Origin of the sequence: Geomicrobium sp. JCM 19055, assembly GCF_000698185.1 — a bacterium.
In the GTDB taxonomy this organism is placed as follows: Bacteria; Bacillota; Bacilli; order Bacillales; family Marinococcaceae; genus Geomicrobium_A; species Geomicrobium_A sediminis.
This window is the reverse complement of sequence record NZ_BAXL01000009.1, coordinates 94,084-119,717: the sequence shown is the minus strand read 5'-3', so window position 1 is coordinate 119,717 and position 25,634 is coordinate 94,084. Positions and strand designations below refer to the sequence as shown.

Genomic DNA, 25,634 nt, shown 5'->3' with positions numbered 1-25,634 from the left:
CAAAAACGAACCGATGACTTTACCGAAGGTCAAAAGCGGTACGGAACGCTAATGCAAAAGAAAACGGGCAAATGGAAGCAAATGGCTGGTAGCGATCGAGCATTCGAGCAACTTCAAGCTTTCATCACAAACGGTCTACTAACGAGTTATAACAGTGATCGAGACCGACCAGATTTTGATGGCACTAGCCGGCTTTCAGCGTATTTACGTACAGGAGCAATTTCCCCTCGGACCGTTTATGCAGCTGTACAAGAATACGTTGATGAATCTGGCAACGATGAAGGTGCGAACATATTTATTCAAGAACTCGCTTGGCGAGATTTTTACAATATGATTTATTACCATTATCCAACGAGCAAAGACGAAGAAATTATTTCAAAGTATCAACAACTACAATGGTCGTACGATGAAGAGCGCTATCATCATTGGAAGAATGGTACTACTGGATTTCCAATTGTCGATGCTGCAATGCGACAACTCAATGAAATCGGCTGGATGCACAATCGACTTCGTATGATTGTCGCTTCATTCTGACGAAAGACCTCCAACTGGATTGGCGGCTCGGTGAGCGTTATTTTCAAGATCATTTAATTGACTATGATCCTGCCTCAAACATTGGCGGATGGCAATGGGCAGCTTCTACAGGCACTGACGCTGTCCCATACTTTCGGATCTTCAATCCGACAAGACAATCAGAAAGATTCGACCCAGACGGTACGTTTATTACTTCGTATTTACCTGAACTAAAAGAAGTTCCTCTAGCATATATTCACGAACCTAGTAAAATGTCTGATTCTGAACAAGAAGACGCACATTGTGTCATCGGAAGTGATTATCCAGAACCAATCGTCTCTCACCAAGAAATGCGCCAAAAAAACCCTCGAACGCTTTAAAGAAATACAATAAAAAAATCCGCAAGAAGAAAGCATATGCTCTCTTCTTGCGGATTTGTTTTCGTTATAACCAGCTTGGTACAAAGTTCCCGAAGTATGCCGAAATAGTTGAGAATAATCCAGTAAACAATGCAATACCAAGAAGAATCATAATGACGCCACTCGTTTTTTTTGAATGAGCGGTAAGTAACGGTTAATCACACTCAATTTATTCAACGACTGAGAGAATAGCAGTGCAACGAGTAGAAACGGAATTCCTAGTCCAATAGAATAGATTAACAAGAGACCAACGCCACTGAACATCGTTTCTTCACGACTCGCCATATAAAGAATTGAACCAAGAATCAATCCAATACAAGGTGTCCAACCTGCAGCAAATACAAGACCGTAACCGACAGAACCAGAGAAACTTGATACTTTCTTCGGCTTACGCTTAATGACTTTTCTCTCTGTAAGTAAAGATCGTAACGAAATAAGACCTGACATTTGTAATCCAAAAAGAATGATAACAATACCACCTATGCGTTCAATCAACGTTCCATACATCGCAAACCAAGTTCCGATCGCAGTAGCTGAAACTCCAAGTAAAACGAAAATAATCGTAAAACCTGAAATGAACCCTAGACTACGCGATAGAATGATGCCTCTGTTCGCATTGATCGCACCACCTTGTACATTACTACCTGTCAATTGAGCAAGGTATGCTGGTACAAGTGGGAAGACACATGGAGAGAAAAAAAGTTACCATCCCGGCTAAAAAGGCTGCGCCGAGCGATACTTCATCCATCCTTTTTCCCCCTTTTTCAAATAGCTTTCTTCTATTATTGTATATCAGAACATGCTTTTTTTACGCATGTCTTTTTAGATTGTAACAAATTTTTCAAGAAACGGTGGATAATGATTCGCGTCAAATACCGAAAAGACTGCCCAACCATTACATGATTGGGCAGTCTTACCATTAGTGATGAGAATCAACGAGTGGTTCCATTTCATCGTTCGTGTGGTATTCAATCGCTTCTTTCTCTTTTCCTGATAATGTGTCTTCATATTGAAGTTCATACAAACTAAACACAATGACTGCGACAATTCCTACAGGCAGTATCGCTTTAAATACTTTCATCGTTTGATTCGTTCCTCTCTCCATTGCAATTCACTATCGTCTTGGATCTTGTATACGGCTTACGTTCCATCGTCATAATCGGCAATTAGAACTTGAAGACCACCAAAGAAAACAGACGTGGAATATCGATCAACATCATGGCCTCTTTCTAATAGAGCTTCTTCACTCTCTTCTGGCCAAGCTGGTTCAATGATCATTTGTTGCTCATTTGTTTCTGGGTGCGTTCCGTGCGTCACCTCGGTGCTTGCATGGCATCTTCGAAGTTCCCCAACTGCGAACCATACACGAGCACTTGACTCATAATTTGTGGAATACGATTTCCACCTGGACTACCAACACCAATTACTTCTTGGTTCTCTTGATTAACGAGTAGTGTTGGAGCAATAAAACTACGTGAACGTTTGTGACCTTGATAAAGGTTCGGTGACGTTTCACTTTGTGCAAAGTTGTTCATATGGTTGTTAAGGAAATATCCTTGATTCACCATGACACCTTCACCGAAGAAGTTACTGAGCGTATTCGTTGCAGATACGACCATGCCATCTGCGTCTGCAATTGAAAATGCAGTCGTATTGCCTTGATCATCTGTACTCGCTACAGCTCCTTCATGAATCGATGTGTTCGCAAGGGAATCGACATTCGAAAGCAGTTCTTCGCTATAGTCGATACTCGTTAGTTGTTCTGCATCTACCGGAGTAAACGTAGGATCACCGATGTTTCGTGAACGATCGCGATAGGCTTCTTTCGTAATCTCAACAAACGTATGAGCGAACTCTGCAGAACCAGGTTCCGCCTCAGTAAGTCCAGCGAGTTCAGCCATTTGTAACTGCTGGATCATCGTAATTCCAGACATCGGAGCAGGCGCTGAGTAGACCGTGTAGTCCGTAAATTGACCAGATACTGCTTCAGTCTCAAGCACCTCGTAAGCTTGTAAGTCGGCAAGCGTTATACTGTTACGATCTCCAGCAAGTTCATTAGCTAATTCCCCAGTATAAAAGTCTTCAAACCCATTTTCTAAAAGACGTCGCATCGTGTCAGCGAGTCTCGGTTGTACGAGCTCCATTCCGGCCTTAATACGCACGCCACTCGGGTAGAACTCTTGTGCTGAACTCTCATCGATTCGAACGTTCGCACGGTATAATCGATCTTCTAACATCTCGTCAACGGTAAATCCGTTCTCCGCTAATTCAATAGCAGGTGTAACGAGATCTTCAATTGGCAACGTTCCGTGCGCCTCATGAACGTGTTGCATTCCTTTAACGAACCCAGGTACACCCGCATTGTTCTCATTCCCCTCAGCAGGTGACATCTCACGGTAATCGTATACAGAAGGTGCAGCAGCTAAGTCTTCTAGTACGAGCATTGCTCCACCTCCACCAATGCCAGAACCGTAAGGTTCTACAACACCGAGTGTAAATGAAATGGCAATGGCTGCATCAACCGCATTACCGCCTTGAGAGAGAATTTGCTCTCCTACCTCTTCTGCAATTGGGTGTGAAGCTGTAACCCCGTAGTCGCCAAGTTCAGTTTGCTCTCCTGTAGGGGCTGACGACGATCCGTTGCCCTCCCCTTCTGTTACAGGTCCTTCTTCATGTTGTGCTTCTTCAGTGACGTTACTGAATACGACTGCAATCGCAAGCAACAAGACGGCTGCAATCGACATGATTATCGTCATTTTTTTTGGACATTTAATTTCCTCCCACACTGCGAACGACGAAACACCTCGTATTTCGCTCGTGTTAGTTTACCACATGACGATGATCTACTTCGAATATTAGCCTTCCATCTCGAATCTCGTATGCTTGATCATCTGTCGTATCCTTTGTTAATTGTTGGAAGATCCGTTGCTTGAAGTACTCTTCTCTTGGACCAGTAATTGCTCGAGGTTGAGCTTCATGAACGCGAAACGGAACTAATTCTATTTCTGCTCGTCCATCCTCATACAAATGGTATTGAGCAAGAGCAGTGTCTCGTGTACGAGTCCACCCTTGATCAAATATAAAGTTCCCTAATGAGTAGAAAATAATGCCGTCGTTATATGTCTCAACGGATTGCAACACGTGAGGATGGTGCCCAATTACAATGTCTGCTCCAGCATCAACATAGGCTTTCATTAACTGCTCTTGCCTCTCAGTTGGGGTACTCGTATATTCCACACCTGCATGAACGTGGGCGATGACAAGGTCCGCTGCATCTTCACCACTTTTGGCTGCTTTAATGTATTCTAGTGATTCTGAAGGTGTCGCAGACAGCACTCCTTCTTGACCGCCACCGTAATACACATCGTTAAAACCAATGGTTGCGACCGTAATGTTGTTGATCTGCTGGTAATCAATCGCAGGATTTTGGACTTGTCCAACTGCATTTACAGATGATCGGTCTAACACATCTAACGTATCATATAAGCCTTGTTGACCATAATCAAGAATATGGTTATTCGCGATGTTCACCGTAGAGAAACCAGCGTTTTCTAAAATCTGGACCGTTTCTGCGGGTGCCTCGAGGTGAATTTCCTTGTCTGCAGGCACGTAGTCATGACCGTCAATTAATAACGGGTTCTCAAGGTTCCCCGTCACATAATCTGCTTCATCGAAATACGGCTGTGCATAATGCAACAAAAAGTCCCCTCCACGATGGTCAATGACGTTCGACACGTATCTTCCTAACATCATGTCTCCCACCATCGAAGCTGTGAAGATTGATTCTTCTTCTTGGCTTCCTGTCTCAGCTAATGATTCTCGTTCCGGTAAAGGCCACCAATTGGCTGCTAGTAAGATAGCGAGCGTGACAACAACACCGATAATGCTATGAGGCAATGCTCTTTTTTTGTGCTTTTTCGTAAATGCGAGCATCTTCTCTTTAAATGTAAATTTCTCGTTTTCCATCGAGCAATCCCTCGTCTCATTTAAATCCCATTTCTTAAGCCCTTAATTTATAAGAAATAAAGTAAGGACACGATTAGAAACGTTATACCGCTAAGAACGAGTGTACTTAACGTTGTCGGTAATACCCCTTGACGTTGAAATGCGTTTGCAATCAGTCCTGGGACAATAACGCCGAGTCCTCTAAACTCTACGGTCTCAAATGGAAAGATGGGATAGAAATAGTCAAAGATCATCTTAACGAGGATCCCGACTGTCATCATCGCTGCAAATTTACGTCGACCGTAGAGAATCGTAACTCGACCGACGACCTGAGTTACGATTAAGTACGTAATAAAGCTTAAAAAGAAAATCATTACTAAAAATATCACTTGATCAAAGACGAGTGCTAAATAACCCGGAACAATTAAACCCGCTGGCATAATCCCCGTTCGTTCTGTATAAATCAAACTGAGCACTACGCCGATCACGAGTGCGATATATAACTCTGTACCAAACAACTGACAGCAACTCCTTACGTCATGCTTCCTTTTTTATCGTTTCTAATCGTTCTATTAATGGTACTGCACCGTGATAATTTCCAATGCCATAGACAACTTGTCCGTCAACGACTTGCTCTAAGTAATCAAACACATCGTTTGCATCGTATCCTTCGAAATTCACAAGTTCATTTACTTGTAGACGGCCGTCATCATAAGCACTTTGAATCGGTCCAATGCCTTCTCCAATAACGATTAATTTATCCATCTCAATCTCTGGTAATAAATCTTTAGCGAACTGTTCGGTTCGTTCAGGTCGATCTGAACGACAATTCATAACGATAATTGGCTGTTCAGAAGGGTACCCAAGTTCTACGACATTTTCCCAAATCTTTAATGTTGAAGCAGGTTCGTTTGCAGAGAAACCATTAACAAAGAATGAAGCTTTCCCTTTTGTCTTTGTATCGAATGGAAACACTCTCGTAACCCCAGGAGCTGCCTTTGCTTTAAGCATCCCTCGTCCTGCCGTGTTCTCATCAATGTCTAACGCTTTTGCTACCGCGAGAGCAAGAGCGACGTTTTCAGGGAAAATCATGTACTCGAATTTCGTTAAGTATGATTTAGGAACCGCATCAGTGTCGGCAACAAACACTTCGGTATTTCGCTTACGTGCCTCAATCTTGAAATACTCCACATACGGAGATGGTGAAATAATTAGCTTCCCGTTGTAAGGAATCGTCTCTTTGTATGCATCGACCATATGATCAAGAGTCGGACCCATTACTTCCATATGATCTTCTACTACGTTAACGATCACTGTAATGTTTGCTTGCATCCAATTCTCTTGGAGAACGCGCTGATAATCTGGTGCAACGGCCATACATTCGCTGACAAATGCTTCCGCTCCACGATCAGCCGCTTCTTTCATTGCGCCTTTTTGTTCACGAATGTTAGCGCCTTCTGGTCGCCGTTTGATTGGCCGCTCTTCGTCGGTATCCCAATAGAACATCCGGGCTGCCGTCCCTGTCATCTTACCGACCGTTTTAATACCATCCTCCATTAAAACCCCAGCAATTAACCTCGTTACCGTAGACTTCCCCCGGCTGCCGTTCACGTTAATACGCAGAGGAACTTTGTTCACTTCTACTTGATGTTTTCGTTTCTCATAAATACCTAAACCTAATAGCCCTACTAATATTATGGTTGCAAAAAGGGTAATCACAGCCTGCCCAACTTTCTTACGACAAGTACTCGTTTCAAATACACGTACTGCCCATGAGTATACGTTTATTATACTGAAATATTTCTAGCATACGGTTTCAATGCTGTTACAATTTCGTTGATTATTACTAAAATAAAACCATTTAATTAAAAATCCTGTAAAAAAATGTCAGCGGTTGAACGTAGTTTTTACTTTTTGCGTAAAGTTATTCACTACTCTTTCAACTTTAATCTTCGTAAGCGATAATTAAAACCTCTCCCGTAAACGCGTCAATTTCAATCTCAGCTTCCAAGTCATTTCGTTCAAGTTCAACGACCCAGATGATCCGACCATCTTCCTCTTCTAACTCAATGCTATCAAGTTCTCCATCAAAGTGACCTTTTGCAATCGTTAATGCGTCTTCACTCGTAATGATGACATCTTGTGAACGTTTTTCTTCATCGTTGTCACGATCAGCGTCTCCAACTTTAGAGAGCCCGTGAATCGTTCCAACATGTTCATCGACAAATAATTGATACTCCGTTCCTTGGAACCTCACAGAAAACTCATGCATTGACGATGAACTATCCATCTGCGATTGTCCTTCATAAACAACTTCTCCTGGATACTCATCAATCACTTTAGATGTCATCTCATCAATCGATAATACTTCTGAGTCATTCGGAAATAACGCAATCACGATCATCACGATGAGTAAAACTACAATAAGGGCAATCATTTTCTTACTCATCGCTTTCACAATCCTCTCCAGCTTGTAAGCCAATTGTGAACGTCGTAGATATTCCTTGTTTACTTTCGACAAAAATGGTCGCTTGTTGTGCTTCTATCAACTTTTTCGCAATAGACAACCCGAGCCCAACACCTGTCGTTTGACGATTTCGACCTGCATCGATCTGGTAAAAGCGATCAAATATGTAGGCGACCTCTTGCTCATCAATTCCAACACCATAATCACGAACCCGAACGTATACTGTGTCTTTTTTGCGATCTACAACAAACTCAACTTCTCCTTCACTATACTTTAAAGCATTGTCCACTAAGATATACAAAACTTGCTTTACTTTCTCACGATCTGCATACACCGTTTGAGACGACCGCTGACTAATCTGTTTAATCGTACGGTTGGTTGCGACTTGAAAACGATCACGAACTTCTTCTAAAAGTTGCTCAACGAAAAACGACGTCTTCTCAACGTGCAATTGCTCATCATCTTTAGCAAGGATCAATAACTGCTCTGTTAAGTGTTGCATCTGTTTTGTCTCATCAGAAATTGCCAGTAATGACTCTTTAAATAGTGGAGAACTCCGTTCAATGTCTCTTCTAAGTAATAATTTTGCGTAGCCATCAATGACGGTTAACGGCGTTCGCAACTCGTGGGAAGCATCTGATACAAACTGCTCTTGTTGCTTAAATTGCCGATGCAATCGCTCCATCATTTTATTAAAGGCCACCGTCAATTGTCCAAGTTCATCTTTCGTTACGTTTTGTTCGTTTAACTTCTGAAAGTTCCCTTCTGCTTCAACGTGCACCATCGTTTCACTTAACCGTTGTACGGGTTTAACGATCACTGCTGCAAGCAAAAATCCTCCAACAATAGCAGGCAAGATGGCAATGATGGATGCTACGATTAAAATGTATCGCAACAACGCCATATTTTCTTCTAATCCATACAATCGTTCAACGACTTGAAGCGTAACAATTTCACCGTCTTCCCAAATTAATGGTTTTGAGGCAATGACATATCGCTCTTGATCATCTGTTGTCAATGTTTGGGCTGTTTGAGAATCTGTAAACGAAGTAGAAATAGAAGAAAATGACTCGTCCGTCGTAAAGGTGTGAAAGCTTTCTTCGTCCTGATTAATGAGCCGAATCATTCCTTCTGACGGAATGTACGACTGAATAACGTTTACGAGGATAAGTTCATCGTATGGAACGGTACTCACCGCTTGACTCATCGCATCTGTCTGATTGAGTACCCGTTCTGCTTCACTTTGAAAGCTTTGGTTTTCGTAAAACAAATAGACAGACACATTCGTTAAGCTTACAAACACAACGACAACGACGGAAGCAAGAAGTTGAATTTTCGTTCGTAACTTCACGGTTTAACGACTTTCATCACATAACCGACGCACGAACTGTATGAATTAACGATACGCTTGCGTTGTGATCAATTTTTTTTCGAAGATAACGAATGTACACATCTGTTACATTCGTATCTCCAATATAGTCATAGCCCCAAACGTGTTGCAGCAACTGATCCCTCGTAAGTACATGACCTTGGTTTTCCAGTAAATAGACGAGTAAACAAAATTCCTTCGCTGTCAACTCAATCAACTGATCGTTACGATATACTTCATGTCGTTCTGGATAGACGACAACATCGGCTAGCGTAAGCATGCTCTCACGTTCAGTGTCTTCTTGTTTTGACTTTCGAAGTTGTACTCGAATCCGTGCAAGCAATTCCTCATTTTCAAATGGCTTAGTTATATAATCATTGGCACCCGAGTCTAATCCACTTACTTTATCTGTTACATCAGCTTTTGCGGTTAGCATAATGACTGGAGTCGTACGGTCGTTTTTTTTCTAAAGCGCCGTAAAATCTCTAAACCACTTAATTTTGGTAACATCACATCAAGTAAAAGCAAGTCAAAGCGGTTCTGTTCAACCGCTTGAACTGCCTCCACTCCGTCATGACAAACCGTCGTTTCATAGCCTTCATATTCAAGCTCAAGAACGAGCAATCGACTGATCTTCAAATCGTCTTCAGCGATTAAGATTTTCACTTTCATCCTCCTTAACACCGGGGTTTAGCCACATTTTCAAAATGACAAACCATACCGACGCATACAGAACAGCCGCAATAATATCGCTTGGGAAATGGACAGCGAGTACGACACGGCTTAATGCAATTACGATTGCTAAAATCATTAACCCTACACTGATGATACGTTTGAAACGACTCAATTTGTAACTTTGATAAACGAGAAAAGAAAGAAATAGTGCGAGCATCATTGCCCGAAACGAGTGTCCACTCGGAAAACTGTACGATAAGAGGTTAAACACCTCACCGATATAGTCAATGCTCTTTTCAATTCCATAAGGCCGGTCTCGTGCAATAATTTGCTTAAGCACGGTATTAATGAGTACACCACCGACAAAAAAAAGACAACCATAAATATAAACCATTGCCATTGTTTTCTCCAGTAAAACGCAACAGAGAGAGTTGCAATGATGAGCATAAATGCCGTCGAGCCACCAAGAACCGTAATCAATTCCGCAAATGTATACAATGCACCCTCTTCTGAACGATGCACTGGTTGGAGCGCCTCATAAATGAGCTCGTCCACACGTAAAGCGAGTGGTCGAAACAAAAATGAGATGATGACGGTTAAGGTAATATAAAGCAATGTTTTTGTGAGTCGGTTCATTTTCAAAACGTTATTCCTACTTTCTACTTTGCCAATCTACGAGGTAACAATGATTCTGTTTCATGTGTCCCTACTAATCCTAAAATCGTATAGAGCACACGCTGTGGTCCCAGATAACTGTTCGTCGGTCGGTACCATTCATTTAAGGTGTGCGCTGCCCCTGCTTCACCACCTGCTCCAAGTGTTAGGGCAGGAACTCCTAAATGAATCGGGTGATTTGCATCTGTACTAGCAGGCCCTGCAAGCTTTGGCATTAAATCAAGAGATTTTGTTGCCATTTCAGCCACGCGAACGATTGGAGCATCCGTCGACTGCGTTCCCACAGGTCGATCTCCAATCTTCGTTACGGTATATGTAGCTTTCCTAGTGGAGCACGCGTTGATTCTTCATTGATTGCAGTTGCTAATGCTTGATGCAAATAATCGTCAATGGCTTGCAATTGAAGGTTGCCATTTGACCGTAAATCAATTGTCATTCTCGCGAATTCTGCAATGGCAGTTGGAGATGTACCTCCTTGGATACTCCCAATATTAAACGTCGTTTTAGGTACGTCGGTTACATCATATTCGGTTAATTTTGCTGCCACTTTTGCAGCCACATGTAATGCACTCGGCGTCCCAAATGCCCCAAAGCTATGTCCACCAGGCCCTGAAATGGTTACTTCATACCGATAACTACCGGTACCAAGGTAAATAATCTCTGTTGGGGATACAGCATCAATTGAAATAAATCCATCAACTTCAGTATGGTGATCAAAAAATGCTTTCACACCTCGTAAATCACCAACACCTTCTTCGCCTACAGTCGCCCCAAATATAATTTTCCCTTTTATTGAAAGCTTGTTCGTCGTGAACGCCCGTACAATCGATAACATCGCCGCTAATCCTCTAGCGTCATCTGTAATGCCTGCTCCGTAGTATGTACCTTCTTTATGCGTTACTGTGGTATCAACATCTTCTGCAAAAACACTGTCTGCATGCGCGCTTACGAACAATGTTGGTCCGTCTTCAGTACCTCATACGTTCCAAACACGTTGCCTTCCTCATCCTTTTGAACATCTACTAAACCGAGTTGTTCAAGCTGCTCATAAATGTAGTCAGTTCGCTTTTCTTCTTTGAAAGGAGGTGCTGGAATTTCTGCAAGTACAATTTGCTCCTCTAGCGTTCTTGTATCATCATTTGCCAAAAAAAGTGATTGCTTCTTCAACCGCTTTCATTTGTTTTAGCTGTTCATAAACTTGTTTGTACGTATCCATCGTAACCCTCCTCATAGTCTCCCAACAATTATACGTTAATACGAAAAAACCTGAAAGGAACATCCCTAGTCCTTTCAGGTTTAACTCGTCTTTTTCTGCCCGACAGCTGCATATTCTTCTACTTTTTGATCAAGTTGCGTGAGCAAGTCGTTAGCTTCGTTTTCATTAATCGTTAAATAATGATGATTCCCATTCGGTTGTTCATTTAATTCATCGCTTTAGCAACAATTTGTTGTAACGGGTTTAGTGCAAGTGTACCTTCTGGTAAATACGAATCTGTATGAAGTAAAATTGCAAGGGCAATTTCTTTGGCTTTTGAGCGATCCTCTCCGAGACGAATGAGTAACTTATGCGCTCGCTCAGCGCCCTTTATCGCATGAATATCATTTTCCTTATAACGATCAAAGTCCCACTTTCCATCCTCACGATACCACGTGTAGTGGCCAATATCATGCATGAACGCAGCCTTTGTTGCCAAATCAGGATCTACGTCCATTTCAACAGCGAGATGATAAGCCGTATTCGCTGTGTCAATCGCGTGTCTTAACCCTGAACGTGTTATAAATTTCCTTGCAACTGGGTGAGTATAAATATCCAATAACGTTACGTTACGCATGGAATCTCCTCCTAGTTTTTTTCATTCAAACATAACACGTTACACGTATTAATTTCAAGTAAAAAAAAGCCCCGAAGGGCTTTTGAATTAGTCGTTAAATACTTTTACTTCTTTCATCTTGTCTCCTGGCTTAATTGCTAACACTTCGTCCATTCCGCTCGTCACTTGTCCGAAGACCGTATGAACACCATCAAGGTGCGGTTGCGCTTCATGTACGAGGAAAAATTGTGATGAACCAGTGTCTTTTCCAGCGTGCGCCATTGAGAGGGCACCTGCAACATGCTTATGCGGGTTACCTTCTGTTTCACACTTAATGTTCTTGCCACTACCACCTGCGCCTGTTCCTGTAGGATCTCCGCCTTGTGCGACAAATCCAGGAATAACACGGTGGAACGTGACGCCATTGTAAAACTCAGTGTTCGCTAAGTTTTCAAAGTTAGCAACCGTGTTTGGTGCTGCGTCTGGGTAAAACTCCATTTCAATTTTGTTGCCATTCTCCATTTCAATGTATCCTTTTTTCGCCATTGTTTGTGCCTCCATTAATTATGATTCTTCCATGAGTTCTGCTAGGTACGACCAACGTTCCATGAGTTGGTCCACTTCGTCTTCAATTGCTTTCACTTCTTGCATCAAATCTTGCAACTGACCGGAGTCGCTACCTGCATGTGCCATGGTCTCTTCTAATTCTGCCTTTTTTTGCTCTAGAATGTCAATGCGCTCTTCAATTGTGTTCCAATCTTGTTGATCTTTGTATGACAGCTTCTTTCGTGATTTTGCCTGCTTTGGTTGAGGCTCATTCTTCACTTTTACTTTCGCAGGCTTTTCCTCTTTCGTTTGCCAATAGGTTTCAAAGTAACCGACAAAACGTAGAATCGGCTCCTCTTGTTGGAAAATCAACAAACGATCCGCAATACGGTCAAGGAAGTAACGATCATGGGAAACCGTCACGACCGAGCCAGGGAAATCAACGAGATATTCTTCTAACAATCGAAGGGTTGGGATATCCAAGTTGTTCGTTGGCTCATCCAAAAACAGCACGTTCGGCTCTTCCATTAAGATTCTAAGCAAGTAGAGTCGACGACGTTCCCCGCCAGAAAGGCGCTGAACGTATGACCACTGTACACTTCTAGGAAATAGAAAACGCTCAAGCATTTGTTCAGCAGTAATCGTTGTGCCATCTTTCGTTTTGATGACCGATGCCCCTTCGCGGATATACTCAAGCACACGTAAATCACCATCGATTTCCGTTTCACCTTGGGTGAAATATCCGATTCGCACCGTTTCTCCGTGCTCAACCGCGCCTTCATCCGGTTGAATGCGTTTAGCTAATAAATTTAGAAAGGTTGTCTTGCCAGTACCGTTCTCACCAGTAATCCCAATCCTTTCTCCACGATCGACACGCTCGTCAACGTGTTGAAATAACCACTCTTCATTTGCATAACGCTTTGACACAGAAAAGGCTTCAATTACTTTCTTTCCTAGTCTTGCTTGATCTGAAACGAACGATAACGTGTCCGATGATTGCTCTTGTTTTTGTTCTTTCAAGTCGTGAACGCGATCGATTCGTGCTTTCTGCTTCGTCGTTCTCGCTTTCGCACCACGATGTAACCATTCTAATTCTCGTCTTAAGATGTTTTGACGACGATCTTCGGCTTTAAGCGCTTCTTCTTCACGTCTCGCTTTTTCTGCTAAATACGTTTCATAGTTACCATCATATTGATAAAGGTTACCTCGGTCTAACTCAAAAATCGTGTTCGTCACGCGATTTAGGAAATAGCGATCGTGCGTCACCATCATTAGTGCACCACTATATTGGCTAATAAATGATTCCAACCACGCAATTGATGTGGAGTCAAGATGGTTCGTTGGCTCATCAAGTATCAAGAGGTCGGCACGATCAATAAGCGCGCGTGCGAGCGCCACCCTTTTCTTTTGACCTCCGGATAGCTTACGAATTTCTTGGTTTGTATCTGTTATCCCGAGCTTAGAAAGAATGGTTTTCGCTTTCGTATCCGCTTCCCATGCGTTCAATCGATCCATCTCTGCTTGCATTTGAAACAATCGATTTTCATTTGTTGATGAAGAAGGGTCGTTCTCAAATTGCTTTAACGCCCGGTCATAATCGTGCAATACGGTCATCACTTCAGAAGGTCCTTGAAAGACCGTCTCTAAAACCGTCAGATGTTCATCAAATTGCGGTTCTTGCTCTACGTATTGAATCCGAAAGTTTTTCGCATGCGTAAACGATCCATGCTCTAAATCTTCTTGTTTTGTAATTGTTTTTAATAATGTCGATTTACCTGTACCGTTGGCACCAATAATGCCAATTCTACTCGTATTTTCTATCGTAAAAGAAACTTTGTTCAGTAAGCTTTTCTCACCAAACGTCTTCGTCAGTTCATCTGCTATTAATACGCTCATTTCCGACTCCCTTTCACTCTTCATTCTACCACAAAAATAGAATTTGATTGAATGGTGATACTACGTGAAGAAACTCGATTATGAGGAGGTTGAACTTTTGAAAACTTACCCAACAGGTGGATTTAAACCACAAACCCAACCGAAACAACCCGGAATCGAAAGCGCGATGGACCCACTACCGTTCCACACACAACCGATTACACATAAAGAAGGGAGACTACATGGAAAAGTTGCGCTCATAACTGGCGGGGATAGTGGCATTGGCCGGAGCGTTGCGATTGCGTTTGCGAATGAAGGTGCGGATGTTGCGATTATTTATTACGATGAACATGACGATGCAAAAGAAACACAGTTGCTTGTCGAAAAAACTGGGAAACGTTGTTATTTGCATCATGGTGACTTAAAACAATCCGCAGAATGTCAAAAAGCTGTGCAATCAACGATTGAAGCGTTAGGCAACATCAACATTCTTGTCAACAACTGCGCGGTACAATACCCGAAACAATCACTATTAGAAATTACCGATGAACAGCTTCAATTAACATTTGAAACGAATGTATTTTCATATGTTTACATGACGAAAGCTGTTTTACCTCACCTAAACCAAGGAGATTCAATTATATGTACGTCTTCAATCACGGGTCATGTTGGCAATGAAACGTTGATTGACTATTCAAGTACAAAAGGTGCAATCACTGCATTTGCGAGAAGTATGGCAAAGTCACTCGTTACAGACGGTATTCGTGTTAACACGGTGGCCCCTGGACCGATTTGGACACCCCTCATTCCTTCTTCTTTTGACGCTAAAAAGGTTTCACAATTCGGCGCGAATACACCGATGAAGCGAGCAGGACAACCAGAAGAACTGGCAGGAGCATACGTGTACTTGGCATCAGATGACGCTTCTTACGTGACTGGTCAAACGATTCACGTAAACGGCGGTGACTTTATGTCATCATAAAAAAACGACCGGAGATCCGGTCGTTTTTCATTATTCTGCTTCGTATCCTGCTTCGATGTTCTCGATCATGCCTCTAACAGACTCAAGTCCACCACCGCTTAGGTACCAGAAGTCACCGTCAAGTTCAACGATGTTATCGTTTTGGTGAGCTGGTGTACGTTCAACAAGCTCATTGTTAATCACTTCTGTCGCACTTGCTTCAGCGTCACTTCCAACCGTTGCACCACGGTCTAAAATAAAGATGTAGTCCGGTTCAACATCAGCAATGTACTCAAATGATACGTTCTCACCGTGGCTTTCAGCGCTAATTTCAGTGTCAGCAGCTGGAATTCCTAATACATCATGAATGAAACCAAAGCGTGAACCAATACCGTATGCACTAGCCGCGCCTTCATCTGCTGAAAGGATGAGCGCATTTTGTTCACTTTCTTCAGCACGCTCGTTAATGCCTGCAATCATGTCGTTGATTTCAGAGAGTTGCGTGTCAACTTCTTCTTGTGCATCAAAGATTTCTCCAAGCACGTTCATGTTTGATTCAAATGACTCCATGTAGTTTTCGTTGTCTACAGCAAGGAAAACTGTTGGAGCAATTTCACTTAGTTCATCGTAGTTATCCGAAGCGCGACCTGAGATGAAAATAACATCTGGTTGCATTTCGTTGATTAATTCAAAGTTCGGTTCAAAAAGACTTCCCACGTCTTCAGCTGTACCTTCTAAATCTGATAAGTAACCTGGAACGTTGTTTGCTTGTGGAATTCCCGATACATTTCCGTTAATCGCACGGATTGAATCTGTAATACCATTATCAAACGATACGACAACTTCAGGATTTACCGGTACTGTTGTTTCACCAAGATCGTGCTCAATTGTTACTTCTCCGCCTGCAGCAGCGTCATCGCCTTCAGCGTCTTCTTCAGCATCAGCTTCATCTTCTACTGTCTCTTCCGTGTCTTCTGCCCCTGTGTCTGCGCCTTCGTTTTGTTCTTCGTCAGCTCCACAAGCAGCTAGTGCTGTTAGCATTGCAACCGATACTACAGATACATAAAACTTTTTCATCGTTAATTATCTCCCTTTTTCTACGTACGATATTTCCCCATTTATCGTAAGACCTATTGTGGCATTGTGTTTCTAAGAGCGCCCCAGGCCCCACCCCCTACAAGTTGGTCACTTCATTTACGTAAAGTACACACAAATCTTGTTGCAATTTACTTCTTCGATCCCAATGTCCATATCGTAAATTTTCTTTAACGTTGTTGGATTAATAATTTCATGGCAATGCCCTTGTGCCGCTAACTCGCCATCTTTCATCGCAATAATGTCATCAGAATAGCAAGACGCAAAGTTAATGTCGTGCACAACGATTAGAATCGTTTTCCCTAAATCATCACAAAGCTTACGTAACGTCTTCATAATTGAGACAGAATGTTTCATATCAAGGTTATTCAATGGCTCATCTAAAATGATATAGTCCGTGTCTTGAGCTAAAACCATGGCTATAAACGCTCGCTGCTTTTGACCACCACTTAGTTGGTCTAAGTATTTGTCTTGCATATCGCGAAGCTCCATATAGTCAATGGCGTTCTCAACATATCCCCAATCGGCTTTCGACAAGCGATTGCGAGAGTGTGGAAAGCGCCCGAAACTAACGAGCTCACGTACTGTTAGACGGATATTAATGTTATTCGCTTGCTTTAAGATTGAGACCTTTTTTGCAAGCTCATCACTTTTATAGCTTTTAATCGGCTTTCCCTCGACGAGAACTTCGCCTGAGTCATGGCCCATTAAACGACTCATCATTGAAATAAGCGTACTTTTCCCGGCACCGTTTGGTCCGATAAAAGACGTAATTGAACCTTTTCTAACGCCAATGGATACATCTTTTACTACTTTCTTTCCATCAAATGACTTTGAGACGTTTTTCACTTCAAGGGCAATGTCGCCCGTTTCGAATTGTGACTTTTGACGTTCTAGCATGTTAAGAGCCATTAGTTTTTCGTCCCCCTTAGAAGTAAGTAAATAAAGTATGCGCCGCCGATGAAGTTAATAAACACACTTAACGGAGCGGAAAAAGCAAAGACACGCTCTACGAGTAACGTTCCACCTACAAGTGCAACAACACTTACGAGAATTGATCCGATTGCAAGTGTTGAGTGTCTAAACGTTGGCAGCATTTCTCTTGCCACGTTCACAACGAGTAACCCTAAGAACATAATCGGTCCAACGAGTGCCGTTGAAACAGAAACCATAATCGCAATGACAATTAAAAAGCGTCGGATGACTTTGTCATACGGAATTCCTAAGTTCACTGCTTGGTCTCGACCGAGTGCGAGTGTATCTAAATATTTCAAGTAAGGAAATACGTACAGTAACGTTAGAAGCAATATGATAATTGATAACCATAACAGATCAACGTTTATGTTACTAAAGCTTGCAAACATCCGATTTTGAATCGATTGGAACTCATTTGGATCAATGAGCACTTGCATAAACGTTGAAAGACTTCCAAATAACGTACCAAATACAATTCCTACAAGTAATAAGAAGTAAATGTTTTGTTGTTCTCCTCTAAAGAGCAACGCGTACAATAGTAATGCGAACAACACCATGAATACGATGGACATTAAAAAGTTCGCTTCTGGAGAGAAAAAGACAAGTCCAAGTGTACCGAAGAAAAACACAAGTGCTGTTTGGATAAGCATATATAAAGAATCTAAACCGATGATACTCGGTGTTAAGATTCGATTATTCGTGATCGTCTGGAAGATTAACGTTGAAAACGCAATGGCTGAACCGACGATGATAATTGCCGCAACACTTCGCCCACGTCTCGGTAACGCATAATCCCATCCAGTCGGTGTTAAACCGATAAATAAAAACGTTGCGATTAGGCTAATTGACAATACAATGAGTGAGATAAAAATCCATTTCGTCTTACGTTGCATACGACTTTCTCCTTAACAGCAAGAATAGGAAGAGTGCGCTTCCAATCACTCCGACCATCAAACCGATCGGAATCTCATAAGGATAGATGAGCACACGGCCAAGAATGTCGCATATAAGTAAGAAGATCGCCCCAAACAGTGCCGTATGTGGCAAACTGTTTCGTAGATTATCGCCTCTCATAATCGAAACGATGTTCGGAATAATAAGTCCAAGAAATGGTATTGAACCAATTGTAACGACAACTGCCGCCGTAATGACTGCGACAATAAGTAAGCCTATGTTCATAATCTGCTTATAATTTAGTCCTAAACTTTGTGAGAAATCCCTACCCATACCTGCAACCGTAAACCGGTTTGCAAAGATAAACGCAATGATTACGAGTGGAATTCCGATATAAAGGATTTCGTAGTTTCCACGTAATACGAGTGAGAAACTTCCTTGCATCCAAGAATTTAAACTTTGAATAAGGTCATACTGGTAAGCAAAGAACGTCGTTACAGCATTTACAACACTTCCGAGCATTAAACCAACGAGTGGTACGAAAATGACGTTTTTGTAGCGAATTCGTTCAAGTATTCTCATGAACAAGAATGTACCGCCTAGCGCAAAGAGAAATGCAACGAACAATCTCTCCATCGTACTCGCACCAGCGAACACAATAATGGCAACGAGAATTCCAAGCCTTGCCCAGTCAAGCGTACCAGCAGTGGTTGGTGATACGAACTTATTCTGTGTTAGTTGTTGCATAATCAGTCCAGCAACACTTAAACTCACACCAACGATAATAATTGCTAACAGCCTTGGTAATCGGCTAATTAATAGTGTTTCCCATTGTTCTTCGGTGAAATTGTGTATGTTCCAGATCGATAAATCTTGCACACCGACAAACAAAGATATAATCGATAGTAAAATGAGTGCAGGTACTAAGTACTTAATCTTCATCAAGATGTCTGATCAAAATGGCTACAGCACTTTAATCGCCCCTCCTCGCTCTTCACTAAGGTTGAGTGCTGTTGCAAATGAGATTCATTATCAACAGTGCCACTTTTGATTATACTATGTTTTGAAATGAGGTCAATGAGTAATTGAGAAAAACTTTCAATTAACCTTTAAAAAGAACGTGAGATGACTGACATCTCACGTTCTTTAGGCTCATTAAAAGGGATTCCTACGATCAATTACTCGTCTAAAGTCATTCATTCTCACTACAACTGCTCACAAACGAGAAACTTTCTTACTTCCATCAGTCTTATGACCTGCGGAATGTCACACATAGCTTCTATGCACACTAACTCCGTTTGGCTTTGAAGCCACCATCTAGTTGAACGATATTAATTGGTGCAACTCCTCAGGATTCATCGATTGAATTAATGTTTCACCTGGTTGAATCAAATCATCAATCAATGATTTCTTATCTTGTTGAAGTGCCGCGATTTTCTCTTCAATGGTTCCAGTAGTGACGAGTCGAACGATATCTACTTGCTTTGTCTGACCAAAGCGATGAACACGATCCGCAGCTTGTTCTTCAACCGCTGGATTCCACCATAAATCGTATAAAATTACTGTATCGCCACCCGTTAAGTTTAATCCCGTCCCGCCAGCTTTTAAGGAAATGAGAAACAACGAGTGCTCTCCTTCATTAAATTGTTGTGTCAACGATAAACGATCCGCAACAGGTGTACTGCCATCTAAATAATGATAACCATACTTGCGCTCGTCAAACTGCTTTCTAATAATTGCAAGCATTGACGTAAACTGCGAAAAGATGACCATACGTTTGCCTGAAGCGATTCCTTGTTCTACATAATCGAGTAAAAAGTCAAGCTTCCCTGACCTGCCACCTTCTTCTTGCATGACAAGTCCCGGGTGACAGCAAATTTGCCGGAGCTTCGTTAAACCAGCAAGAATGTGAAAACGTTCCTCCTGGAAAGCATTTTCTTTCACTGCCCTCGATAAGTGTGATGAAATCTGCTCAACTTGAGTGACGTACAGCTGCTTTTGAAGCTCACTCAGTTCGGTGTATTGAATAATCTCTTGTTTTTCTGGTAGCTCTTTTAATACTTCTGTCTTTAATCTTCGTAATAAAAACGGCTTGATTCGTCGATGAACAGCACGGTTATCTAAATCTGAGAACTTCCGCTTCGAACCGAATAACTCTGGCATCACGATCGAGAAGATCGAATAGAGCTCTTCTTTTTTTGTTCTCTACTGGCGTTCCACTTAACGCAAACGCTTGTCGTTTCCGCAATGACCGTACGACTTTCGTCGTTTTCGCTTGTTCATTCTTTAAGTGCTGTGCTTCATCAAGTACTAAATGATCAAAAACGACTGGAGCATACAATTCTTCATCACGCTGCATTAAAGGATACGATGTAATGAACAACTGCGCATCTTGTGTGAGTTTTTTCTTTCGCTCTTCTTTGTTTCCATCAATAATGACAACATCAAGTTGGGGGGCAAAACGCTCAATCTCTCTTTGCCAATTGTAAACGAGCGAAGCAGGAGAAATAATTAATGATTTCCCTTCTTGTCGCCCTTCATACTGCTTTGCCAAATAAGCGATTGTCTGAATCGTCTTCCCTAACCCCATATCATCTGCGAGTATGCCACCAAATCCATACTTTGATAAAGCTGTCATCCATTGAAAACCGGTTTTTGGTAGTCGCGCATAATCGTCTCTAAATTAGTGGGTACCGTCACGTTCAAATCTTTCGGTGATTCGATATCTTGAATGCAACGGCTCACTTTATCTGAGATCGTAACAGCTGCTTCTTCATTTAATTGAAATGCATGGTATAGTGGCGCCTGAACGGATGTGGACTCCAAATGTTCGCGACCGAGTTGATCGAGAACATCACTCATGTTTTTCAATTCATCGCGCGTTAAGTTGACATATTGTCCGTTGTTCAATTGTACAAAAGAGCGCTTTTCACGCATCGCTTTGAGGAGGCCGATACTTTCCTCCTCATTTAAGCCAGAGAACTGGAAGTTAATATCTAACCAATCATGTTGTTGATTGTAATTCACTTCAACCGTCGGCATCTCAGCTGGCGTGTAAATACGCTCCTGCACATTTTCACTCACATTGATGTCCATCGATTTAGCAAGCTCATTTAAATCGAATAGCAGAAAATGCGCCATCTCATCTTCTCCACGAATCGTTAACCCTCGCTCATTGTACGTGAAAGGAACTTGTTCAATTGCTGCCATCACTTGATTTTCTTGTTTTATATCGCGAATTTGATAATAATCATCGTTTGTGACTTGCTCTTCATGTGGATTAAAGGTGTGCTCTCCGTAGCTGAAATGCAGCTTGGCATTTAGTTGCTCGTTCACTTCATCCACATACAATGTCGCTTTCAAGTCGTGTTGCTGAATTTTTTTGTTCGACTTCAGGCTCAATAACAACCTTTGCAACTTTCTTTAGCTGTAACAACACGTACGAATAAAACTGCTCAAACAAACGGTGTGGAATGTGCAGCTTCCCTTCTTCTCTTTGCATTCGGTGAAAGAACTTCACAAAGACGAGGTTTTGTTCCTCAGACAAGATATACAACGTATCTTCAGTAAGAATGGCTCGATAATCGCTTCCGAGAAAGTAACTCGTCTCCATATTTGTCCAATGAAGCAACATTCCTCCAGAGTCCGTCTTCATGACAGAAATTTGTAGAGGCGTATTCCGTTCGTCAGGGAAATGAATGTATTTAATTGGTTTCGTATTTTGGTGGATGACGAGTGAAAGTTGTGTTGTATTGATATTCGATAGTAACGAGGAAAAAGCGGGACCAGGAACGAACAAGCGTCTTTCACCACGAAAGCTCACATCGTCTTCTCTCATTCGGACAATCGTTAATAACAGGTCCATTTTTTTCTTGATCTTCGTCTGAGAGCTTATGTTCATCAGGATTATATGAAAAGTTTTTCGTAAAGAAATACGTTCGCTGCTCTTCGAGCGCTTCTAGCCATTTGAGTAAATCAAATACGACGTATGTGCGATCAATGCCGACCTTTAATTCAATTTCGACAAAACCAGATCCGACAAACATTTTTGCAGGATGCACGTGTACGACGTACTCGATCAACAACTCTTCCTTTTCAGCCGTTGCTTCTACTTCAAACAAATCAGCAAAAGAATCAATCAAACGATTAACGTCTCGTTCTCCTTTTTGTTCTTTTGGAGGTGCTTCTTTCGCTGGCGCTTGCCTGTTTTCATATTCATACAAACAAGCAATCAAATGTTTGCACAAGCCTGGGTATGCTTCATATGCAGGACATGTGCATGAATACGTTTTTGGTAAGTCATTTTCAATCGTAAAATGAACGTCATAAATCTCATGCCCGAGTACGACCGCTTTCCACTCGCCTTTTCGATCACTTAATAATTTACGTACATTTCCTTGGCGATGATACGTTTTCGCACGTTGAATTGTCTCGGGCCTTGCAAATGTATGAACAAATTGTTCAATGCTCTGAATCATCGTGAACTTCCTTTCCAACAATAACGAACAAAAACACACGCTTATGACAACTTCATAAGCCTGTGCTCTTCAAACAGTTACTGAGATTTATATGTCTCTACGAGATCATGCAATACATGATCATCTTCTTTTTTTCTATCATCCCTAACAAGACTCGCAATGGAACGTTTCTGAATGATAAAGCGTAAATCCGCCATGAGTAAAACCGTATCAATACCTGGATTCGCTGGGTCATTCTTTACTTTCATACGGTAGTTATCAAACTTCGTATGGTTGAGAAATTTCAACAAGCAGTAGTAACAGCCGCGCCTCGTCCCTAGCTTCAAATAATGACGCTCGATTGGTTTGCCGCAGATGTTGCATTCTATATCAGGTTTACGTACGGTGTTTAACCTTAACGACTCTAACAACCAGACGGACTCTTTTGCAATCGTACTCATAGAAATAAGAACCCCTCCCTTACAGAGCACTTCAATGAAATGCAGTGGGTTTGTACATATTTAGAATGTCTACTTTCGAACCTGTTTATACTTAAACTTATAATAACTGAAATCCCTTCATAAGTCATCGATACTAAAGTAGGATTCAGGTAAGAACAACGAAAAAAGTACAAGTAGACGTTGTCCACTTGTACTTTTTCGTTGTCTTATTGGGCTGTAACGTTCAATGAAACATCAATATTGCCTCTCGTCGCTTTCGAGTACGGGCAAAATTCATGAGCCTTTTCTACGAGTTCTTCGGCTTTCGACTGATCGACACCCTTAATTGACACGTGCAAAGCAACGCCCAATTGAAATCCACCATCATTCGGATCCTTTAGTAAGCTCACTTCAGCTTTCGTTTCAGATTCGATTTCTTCTTTGCTTTTACTAGCCATTAAATTTAAAGCACCATCAAAGCAAGACGCATAGCCTGATGCGAACAATTGCTCAGGATTTGATGCATCACTTGGGATATCGTCACCTTTAGGCATCGACAATTGAACTTCAATCACACCGTTGTCTGATTTAACTTGTCCTTCACGTCCGCCTACTGCTGTTGCGCTCGTTGTGAATACTTTATCTGCCATCGTTCGTTCGCCTCCGATTGCTGTATTGTTAAAAGTTGTTCTACTTTATATGTTTACGTTTACGCACATCCTTAAACCTCATATTACAAATTTGTTTAGTTTCTGCTTTTCGATTTATAATCATAGTATACTATTTGGATACATATGTTTTTTCATGTATGGATTACGGGTATAGAAGATAGAATCTTTACCTCGAACATAAGAAAGGTGATGCAAGTTGAAACGAACAGGGGAAAAAAATACTCAGTTGGATCGGTAATGGTATCAATATTTTAATGGTAGTCGTAGTAGGGTTTTTGGCAATTGGACTTTCTTCCTTAGGTGGCGACTTCGAGCAACAAATGATGAATGAACTCGAAAACGATCCAGCATTCACTGGCGAAGACGCACAAATGGCTGCTGACATGTTTGGTATGATGGGCAGTACGTTTGTTGGTCTAACGTGGTTCGCTGTCATTGTTATGGTCATCGGAACTGTCCTCGGTATTATTGGCGCTATTAAGATTACGAAAAACGCTAAAACTGCCGGCATTCTTTTACTTGTTGCAGGTGGTGGTATGTTACTACTCACAGTCGGTACGACATTAATTCAATCAGTTTTGTTAATCATTGCAGGAATTATGTGTTTAGCACGTAAACCGCAAGTTACTGTCAATGACGAACCAAATCCAGATCCACAACCTTAAAACCTAAAGAAAATCCCTTGACCATCTGGTCAAGGGATTTATTTTTCTTCGAATACATAGCTTTTTGAATGATAGCGAACACCGAGCACAATCCCAATCGCAAGCATTGAGCTAAGTAATGAACTACCACCATAACTCATAAACGGTAATGTAAATCCAGTAACTGGCAAAATACCAACATTCATCCCGATGTTTTGAAACACTTGAAACGTAAACAATGCAATGACTCCTGAGCATAAATACGTTCCAAAACTATGATGGGTACGAATGGCTGTCATCATAATCTGGTAGAAAAGAATAAAAAAACATCGTAATGACGAGTGCAGACCCTAAAAAGCCTGTTTCTCGTCCGACAATCGAGAAAATAAAGTCCGTATGTGCCTCAGGTACGTAAACGTTATGTTCATTGTCTCCCGTTAGCCCACCTGAACCGATGGCCGTCATTGCTTGAGCAACTTGATAGCTTGATCTGGGTTCTCTAATGGCCTTAACCAACCGTGAAAACGATTCACTTGATACGGTGCAATATGGTTGAAGAAATACGTCTGCACGAAATCCGGAAAGCGGAAATAAGCAATAACGAACGACGCACCAATAGCAGCTGGAATTCCGTATAGTAGGCCGAGGAGTTTGTAACTCATTCCTGATACGAGCGTCAAACCGACAGTAATGGCGAGCATCATCATGACCATTCCCATATCTGGTTGCTGTTGCAACAACAGAATTGGCGGAAGAATAACGAGTCCCATTTTAGCTAGGAGCCATAGATCTGACTTTAATTCCTTCGGTGTCCATTCATTGTTATGTTTGTACACGATCGCACTTAACGTTACGATGATGAAGACTTTCATAAATTCTGAGGGTTGCAAGTTAATGACTCGTAAGTTAAACCAACGCGTCGCCCCTTGTCGCTCAGGTGCTAGCCATTCTGGCGAGAGTGCGAGAACAATTAACAGAAACAAACCAAATCCATAAAAAAAACCCAGTGCAAGTTCAAATAATATTCAAAGTCAAAATGCATCACAACAACCGCTATTGCAAAAGCAACTACAAAAAAGATTGCTTGCATTACTACTGTCGTTGTATTACCTGAAGCCAAATAAATGTACAAGCAACTTAATACAGCAAAAATAAACAGAACGAACATCATATTGATGTCGTATTGCTTTTCGTAACTTTGA

At 41.7% G+C, this 25,634-nt stretch carries 27 protein-coding genes and 6 pseudogenes; 3 read left to right on the top strand and 30 right to left on the bottom strand.

Going from position 1 to position 25,634, the window contains the following annotated elements:
• The first annotated feature begins 51 nt into the window (after nt 1-51).
• A pseudogene (locus tag JCM19055_RS31580) lies at nt 52-893 on the top strand (deoxyribodipyrimidine photo-lyase).
• A gap of 147 nt (nt 894-1,040) precedes the next feature.
• On the opposite strand, the gene JCM19055_RS09645 reads toward JCM19055_RS31580, so the two are convergent.
• The 17 genes and pseudogenes from JCM19055_RS09645 to JCM19055_RS09580 form a co-directional block, all read right to left on the bottom strand.
• Nucleotides 1,041-1,583, bottom strand: a complete 543-nt coding sequence (locus JCM19055_RS09645) for a cytochrome c biogenesis CcdA family protein (protein ID WP_370543066.1) — start codon at nt 1,581-1,583, stop codon at nt 1,041-1,043.
• 268 nt (nt 1,584-1,851) lie between these two features.
• Nucleotides 1,852-2,037 carry a hypothetical protein gene (locus JCM19055_RS09640; protein ID WP_042359575.1) on the bottom strand — a complete coding sequence of 62 codons (186 nt, stop codon included), beginning with the start codon at nt 2,035-2,037 and terminating at the stop codon, nt 1,852-1,854.
• Between the two features lie 35 nt (nt 2,038-2,072).
• Nucleotides 2,073-2,249, bottom strand: a complete 177-nt coding sequence (locus JCM19055_RS27310) for a hypothetical protein (protein WP_193745381.1) — start codon at nt 2,247-2,249, stop codon at nt 2,073-2,075.
• Complete coding sequence (locus JCM19055_RS09635; protein ID WP_152549830.1) at nt 2,246-3,688, bottom strand: gamma-glutamyltransferase family protein; 1,443 nt, start codon at nt 3,686-3,688, stop codon at nt 2,246-2,248. Before JCM19055_RS09635 ends, JCM19055_RS27310 begins: the two co-directional genes overlap by 4 nt.
• A 64-nt stretch (nt 3,689-3,752) precedes the next feature.
• Nucleotides 3,753-4,898, bottom strand: coding sequence for a CapA family protein (locus JCM19055_RS09630; protein ID WP_042359574.1), 1,146 nt, complete (start codon nt 4,896-4,898; stop codon nt 3,753-3,755).
• A gap of 47 nt (nt 4,899-4,945) precedes the next feature.
• Nucleotides 4,946-5,395: a poly-gamma-glutamate biosynthesis protein PgsC gene (pgsC, locus tag JCM19055_RS09625; RefSeq protein WP_042359573.1), complete on the bottom strand. Its 450-nt coding sequence runs from the start codon at nt 5,393-5,395 to the stop codon at nt 4,946-4,948.
• Between the two features lie 19 nt (nt 5,396-5,414).
• Nucleotides 5,415-6,593 carry a poly-gamma-glutamate synthase PgsB gene (gene pgsB / locus JCM19055_RS09620; protein ID WP_042359611.1) on the bottom strand — a complete coding sequence of 393 codons (1,179 nt, stop codon included), beginning with the start codon at nt 6,591-6,593 and terminating at the stop codon, nt 5,415-5,417.
• 229 nt (nt 6,594-6,822) lie between these two features.
• Complete coding sequence (locus JCM19055_RS09615) at nt 6,823-7,326, bottom strand: PepSY domain-containing protein (protein ID WP_042359572.1); 504 nt, start codon at nt 7,324-7,326, stop codon at nt 6,823-6,825.
• Entirely contained in the window at nt 7,319-8,695 is a 1,377-nt protein-coding gene (locus JCM19055_RS09610) for an ATP-binding protein (protein WP_042359571.1), read from the bottom strand. Before JCM19055_RS09610 ends, JCM19055_RS09615 begins: the two co-directional genes overlap by 8 nt.
• Nucleotides 8,692-9,385 (bottom strand): annotated as a pseudogene (locus JCM19055_RS09605) (response regulator transcription factor). The gene JCM19055_RS09610 and the pseudogene JCM19055_RS09605 overlap by 4 nt, the downstream one beginning before the upstream one ends.
• Nucleotides 9,360-9,788, bottom strand: coding sequence for a phosphatase PAP2 family protein (locus JCM19055_RS09600; protein WP_042359570.1), 429 nt, complete (start codon nt 9,786-9,788; stop codon nt 9,360-9,362). Before JCM19055_RS09600 ends, JCM19055_RS09605 begins: the two are co-directional and overlap by 26 nt.
• Before the next feature lie 259 nt (nt 9,789-10,047).
• On the bottom strand, nt 10,048-10,347 hold the full coding sequence (locus tag JCM19055_RS29200; protein WP_052366167.1) for a hypothetical protein: 300 nt from the start codon (nt 10,345-10,347) through the stop codon (nt 10,048-10,050).
• A 20-nt stretch (nt 10,348-10,367) separates the two neighbouring features.
• Nucleotides 10,368-11,018, bottom strand: coding sequence for a M20/M25/M40 family metallo-hydrolase (locus JCM19055_RS29195; RefSeq protein ID WP_052366166.1), 651 nt, complete (start codon nt 11,016-11,018; stop codon nt 10,368-10,370).
• Nucleotides 11,009-11,209 (bottom strand): hypothetical protein, encoded by a 201-nt coding sequence (locus tag JCM19055_RS29190; RefSeq protein ID WP_052366165.1) that lies wholly within the window; start codon nt 11,207-11,209, stop codon nt 11,009-11,011. The genes JCM19055_RS29195 and JCM19055_RS29190 overlap by 10 nt, the downstream gene beginning before the upstream one ends.
• Nucleotides 11,210-11,359: 150 nt before the next feature.
• A pseudogene (locus JCM19055_RS09590) lies at nt 11,360-11,895 on the bottom strand (HD domain-containing protein).
• Nucleotides 11,896-11,982: 87 nt separating this feature from the next.
• Nucleotides 11,983-12,420, bottom strand: coding sequence for a peptidylprolyl isomerase (locus tag JCM19055_RS09585; RefSeq protein ID WP_042359569.1), 438 nt, complete (start codon nt 12,418-12,420; stop codon nt 11,983-11,985).
• 18 nt (nt 12,421-12,438) lie between these two features.
• Nucleotides 12,439-14,316, bottom strand: coding sequence for an ABC-F family ATP-binding cassette domain-containing protein (locus tag JCM19055_RS09580; protein ID WP_042359568.1), 1,878 nt, complete (start codon nt 14,314-14,316; stop codon nt 12,439-12,441).
• 97 nt (nt 14,317-14,413) lie between these two features.
• On the opposite strand from JCM19055_RS09580, the gene JCM19055_RS09575 reads away from it, so the two are divergent.
• Nucleotides 14,414-15,277, top strand: coding sequence for an SDR family oxidoreductase (locus JCM19055_RS09575; RefSeq protein ID WP_042359610.1), 864 nt, complete (start codon nt 14,414-14,416; stop codon nt 15,275-15,277).
• A gap of 30 nt (nt 15,278-15,307) precedes the next feature.
• Here JCM19055_RS09575 and JCM19055_RS09570 read toward each other — a convergent pair whose 3' ends face one another.
• The 11 genes and pseudogenes from JCM19055_RS09570 to JCM19055_RS09530 form a co-directional block, all read right to left on the bottom strand.
• Nucleotides 15,308-16,333, bottom strand: a complete 1,026-nt coding sequence (locus tag JCM19055_RS09570) for a siderophore ABC transporter substrate-binding protein (protein ID WP_042359567.1) — start codon at nt 16,331-16,333, stop codon at nt 15,308-15,310.
• A gap of 117 nt (nt 16,334-16,450) precedes the next feature.
• Nucleotides 16,451-17,263 carry an ABC transporter ATP-binding protein gene (locus JCM19055_RS09565; protein ID WP_081831825.1) on the bottom strand — a complete coding sequence of 271 codons (813 nt, stop codon included), beginning with the start codon at nt 17,261-17,263 and terminating at the stop codon, nt 16,451-16,453.
• Complete coding sequence (locus JCM19055_RS09560; RefSeq protein WP_042359566.1) at nt 17,263-18,219, bottom strand: iron chelate uptake ABC transporter family permease subunit; 957 nt, start codon at nt 18,217-18,219, stop codon at nt 17,263-17,265. Before JCM19055_RS09560 ends, JCM19055_RS09565 begins: the two co-directional genes overlap by 1 nt.
• Nucleotides 18,209-19,162 (bottom strand): ABC transporter permease, encoded by a 954-nt coding sequence (locus JCM19055_RS09555; RefSeq protein WP_042359565.1) that lies wholly within the window; start codon nt 19,160-19,162, stop codon nt 18,209-18,211. The genes JCM19055_RS09560 and JCM19055_RS09555 overlap by 11 nt, the downstream gene beginning before the upstream one ends.
• A 375-nt stretch (nt 19,163-19,537) precedes the next feature.
• Nucleotides 19,538-20,074, bottom strand: coding sequence for a C-terminal helicase domain-containing protein (locus tag JCM19055_RS29185; protein ID WP_265182003.1), 537 nt, complete (start codon nt 20,072-20,074; stop codon nt 19,538-19,540).
• Between the two features lie 63 nt (nt 20,075-20,137).
• Nucleotides 20,138-20,858, bottom strand: a pseudogene (locus tag JCM19055_RS23490) (DEAD/DEAH box helicase); the annotation flags it as partial.
• Nucleotides 20,855-21,583 (bottom strand): SNF2 helicase associated domain-containing protein, encoded by a 729-nt coding sequence (locus JCM19055_RS23485; RefSeq protein ID WP_193745379.1) that lies wholly within the window; start codon nt 21,581-21,583, stop codon nt 20,855-20,857. The pseudogene JCM19055_RS23490 and the gene JCM19055_RS23485, both read right to left, overlap by 4 nt.
• Nucleotides 21,558-22,058, bottom strand: coding sequence for an SNF2 helicase associated domain-containing protein (locus JCM19055_RS09545; RefSeq protein ID WP_265181991.1), 501 nt, complete (start codon nt 22,056-22,058; stop codon nt 21,558-21,560). The genes JCM19055_RS23485 and JCM19055_RS09545 overlap by 26 nt, the downstream gene beginning before the upstream one ends.
• Nucleotides 22,027-22,698: an SWIM zinc finger domain-containing protein gene (locus JCM19055_RS09540; protein ID WP_042359563.1), complete on the bottom strand. Its 672-nt coding sequence runs from the start codon at nt 22,696-22,698 to the stop codon at nt 22,027-22,029. Before JCM19055_RS09540 ends, JCM19055_RS09545 begins: the two co-directional genes overlap by 32 nt.
• A gap of 77 nt (nt 22,699-22,775) precedes the next feature.
• Nucleotides 22,776-23,138, bottom strand: a complete 363-nt coding sequence (locus JCM19055_RS09535) for a hypothetical protein (RefSeq protein WP_042359562.1) — start codon at nt 23,136-23,138, stop codon at nt 22,776-22,778.
• 206 nt (nt 23,139-23,344) lie between these two features.
• A complete protein-coding gene (locus JCM19055_RS09530) occupies nt 23,345-23,767 on the bottom strand; it encodes an organic hydroperoxide resistance protein (protein ID WP_042359561.1) in 423 nt (140 codons plus the stop codon).
• Nucleotides 23,768-24,003: 236 nt separating this feature from the next.
• Between JCM19055_RS09530 and JCM19055_RS09525 the strand changes: the two are divergent.
• Nucleotides 24,004-24,453 (top strand): annotated as a pseudogene (locus JCM19055_RS09525) (DUF4064 domain-containing protein); the annotation flags it as partial.
• 38 nt (nt 24,454-24,491) lie between these two features.
• On the opposite strand, the gene JCM19055_RS23480 reads toward JCM19055_RS09525, so the two are convergent.
• Nucleotides 24,492-24,731 (bottom strand): FtsW/RodA/SpoVE family cell cycle protein, encoded by a 240-nt coding sequence (locus JCM19055_RS23480; RefSeq protein ID WP_265181990.1) that lies wholly within the window; start codon nt 24,729-24,731, stop codon nt 24,492-24,494.
• A pseudogene (locus JCM19055_RS23470) lies at nt 24,706-25,415 on the bottom strand (FtsW/RodA/SpoVE family cell cycle protein). The gene JCM19055_RS23480 and the pseudogene JCM19055_RS23470 overlap by 26 nt, the downstream one beginning before the upstream one ends.
• Nucleotides 25,416-25,634: the final 219 nt, after the last annotated feature.

Coding starts and splice junctions, on each gene's coding strand:
- JCM19055_RS09640 (WP_042359575.1), bottom strand. CDS start 2,037: ATGGAGAGAGGAACGAATCAAACGATGAAAGTATTTAAAGCGATACTG.
- JCM19055_RS09635 (WP_152549830.1), bottom strand. CDS start 3,688: ATGACGATAATCATGTCGATTGCAGCCGTCTTGTTGCTTGCGATTGCA.
- JCM19055_RS09630 (WP_042359574.1), bottom strand. CDS start 4,898: ATGGAAAACGAGAAATTTACATTTAAAGAGAAGATGCTCGCATTTACG.
- JCM19055_RS09615 (WP_042359572.1), bottom strand. CDS start 7,326: ATGAGTAAGAAAATGATTGCCCTTATTGTAGTTTTACTCATCGTGATG.
- JCM19055_RS09600 (WP_042359570.1), bottom strand. CDS start 9,788: ATGGCAATGGTTTATATTTATGGTTGTCTTTTTTTTGTCGGTGGTGTA.
- JCM19055_RS09585 (WP_042359569.1), bottom strand. CDS start 12,420: ATGGCGAAAAAAGGATACATTGAAATGGAGAATGGCAACAAAATTGAA.
- JCM19055_RS09580 (WP_042359568.1), bottom strand. CDS start 14,316: ATGAGCGTATTAATAGCAGATGAACTGACGAAGACGTTTGGTGAGAAA.
- JCM19055_RS09570 (WP_042359567.1), bottom strand. CDS start 16,333: ATGAAAAAGTTTTATGTATCTGTAGTATCGGTTGCAATGCTAACAGCA.
- JCM19055_RS09565 (WP_081831825.1), bottom strand. CDS start 17,263: ATGGCTCTTAACATGCTAGAACGTCAAAAGTCACAATTCGAAACGGGC.
- JCM19055_RS09560 (WP_042359566.1), bottom strand. CDS start 18,219: ATGCAACGTAAGACGAAATGGATTTTTATCTCACTCATTGTATTGTCA.
- JCM19055_RS09555 (WP_042359565.1), bottom strand. CDS start 19,162: ATGAAGATTAAGTACTTAGTACCTGCACTCATTTTACTATCGATTATA.
- JCM19055_RS29185 (WP_265182003.1), bottom strand. CDS start 20,074: ATGCAAGAAGAAGGTGGCAGGTCAGGGAAGCTTGACTTTTTACTCGAT.
- JCM19055_RS09545 (WP_265181991.1), bottom strand. CDS start 22,058: ATGAGAGAAGACGATGTGAGCTTTCGTGGTGAAAGACGCTTGTTCGTT.
- JCM19055_RS09540 (WP_042359563.1), bottom strand. CDS start 22,698: ATGATTCAGAGCATTGAACAATTTGTTCATACATTTGCAAGGCCCGAG.
- JCM19055_RS09535 (WP_042359562.1), bottom strand. CDS start 23,138: ATGAGTACGATTGCAAAAGAGTCCGTCTGGTTGTTAGAGTCGTTAAGG.
- JCM19055_RS09530 (WP_042359561.1), bottom strand. CDS start 23,767: ATGGCAGATAAAGTATTCACAACGAGCGCAACAGCAGTAGGCGGACGT.
- JCM19055_RS23480 (WP_265181990.1), bottom strand. CDS start 24,731: ATGACAGCCATTCGTACCCATCATAGTTTTGGAACGTATTTATGCTCA.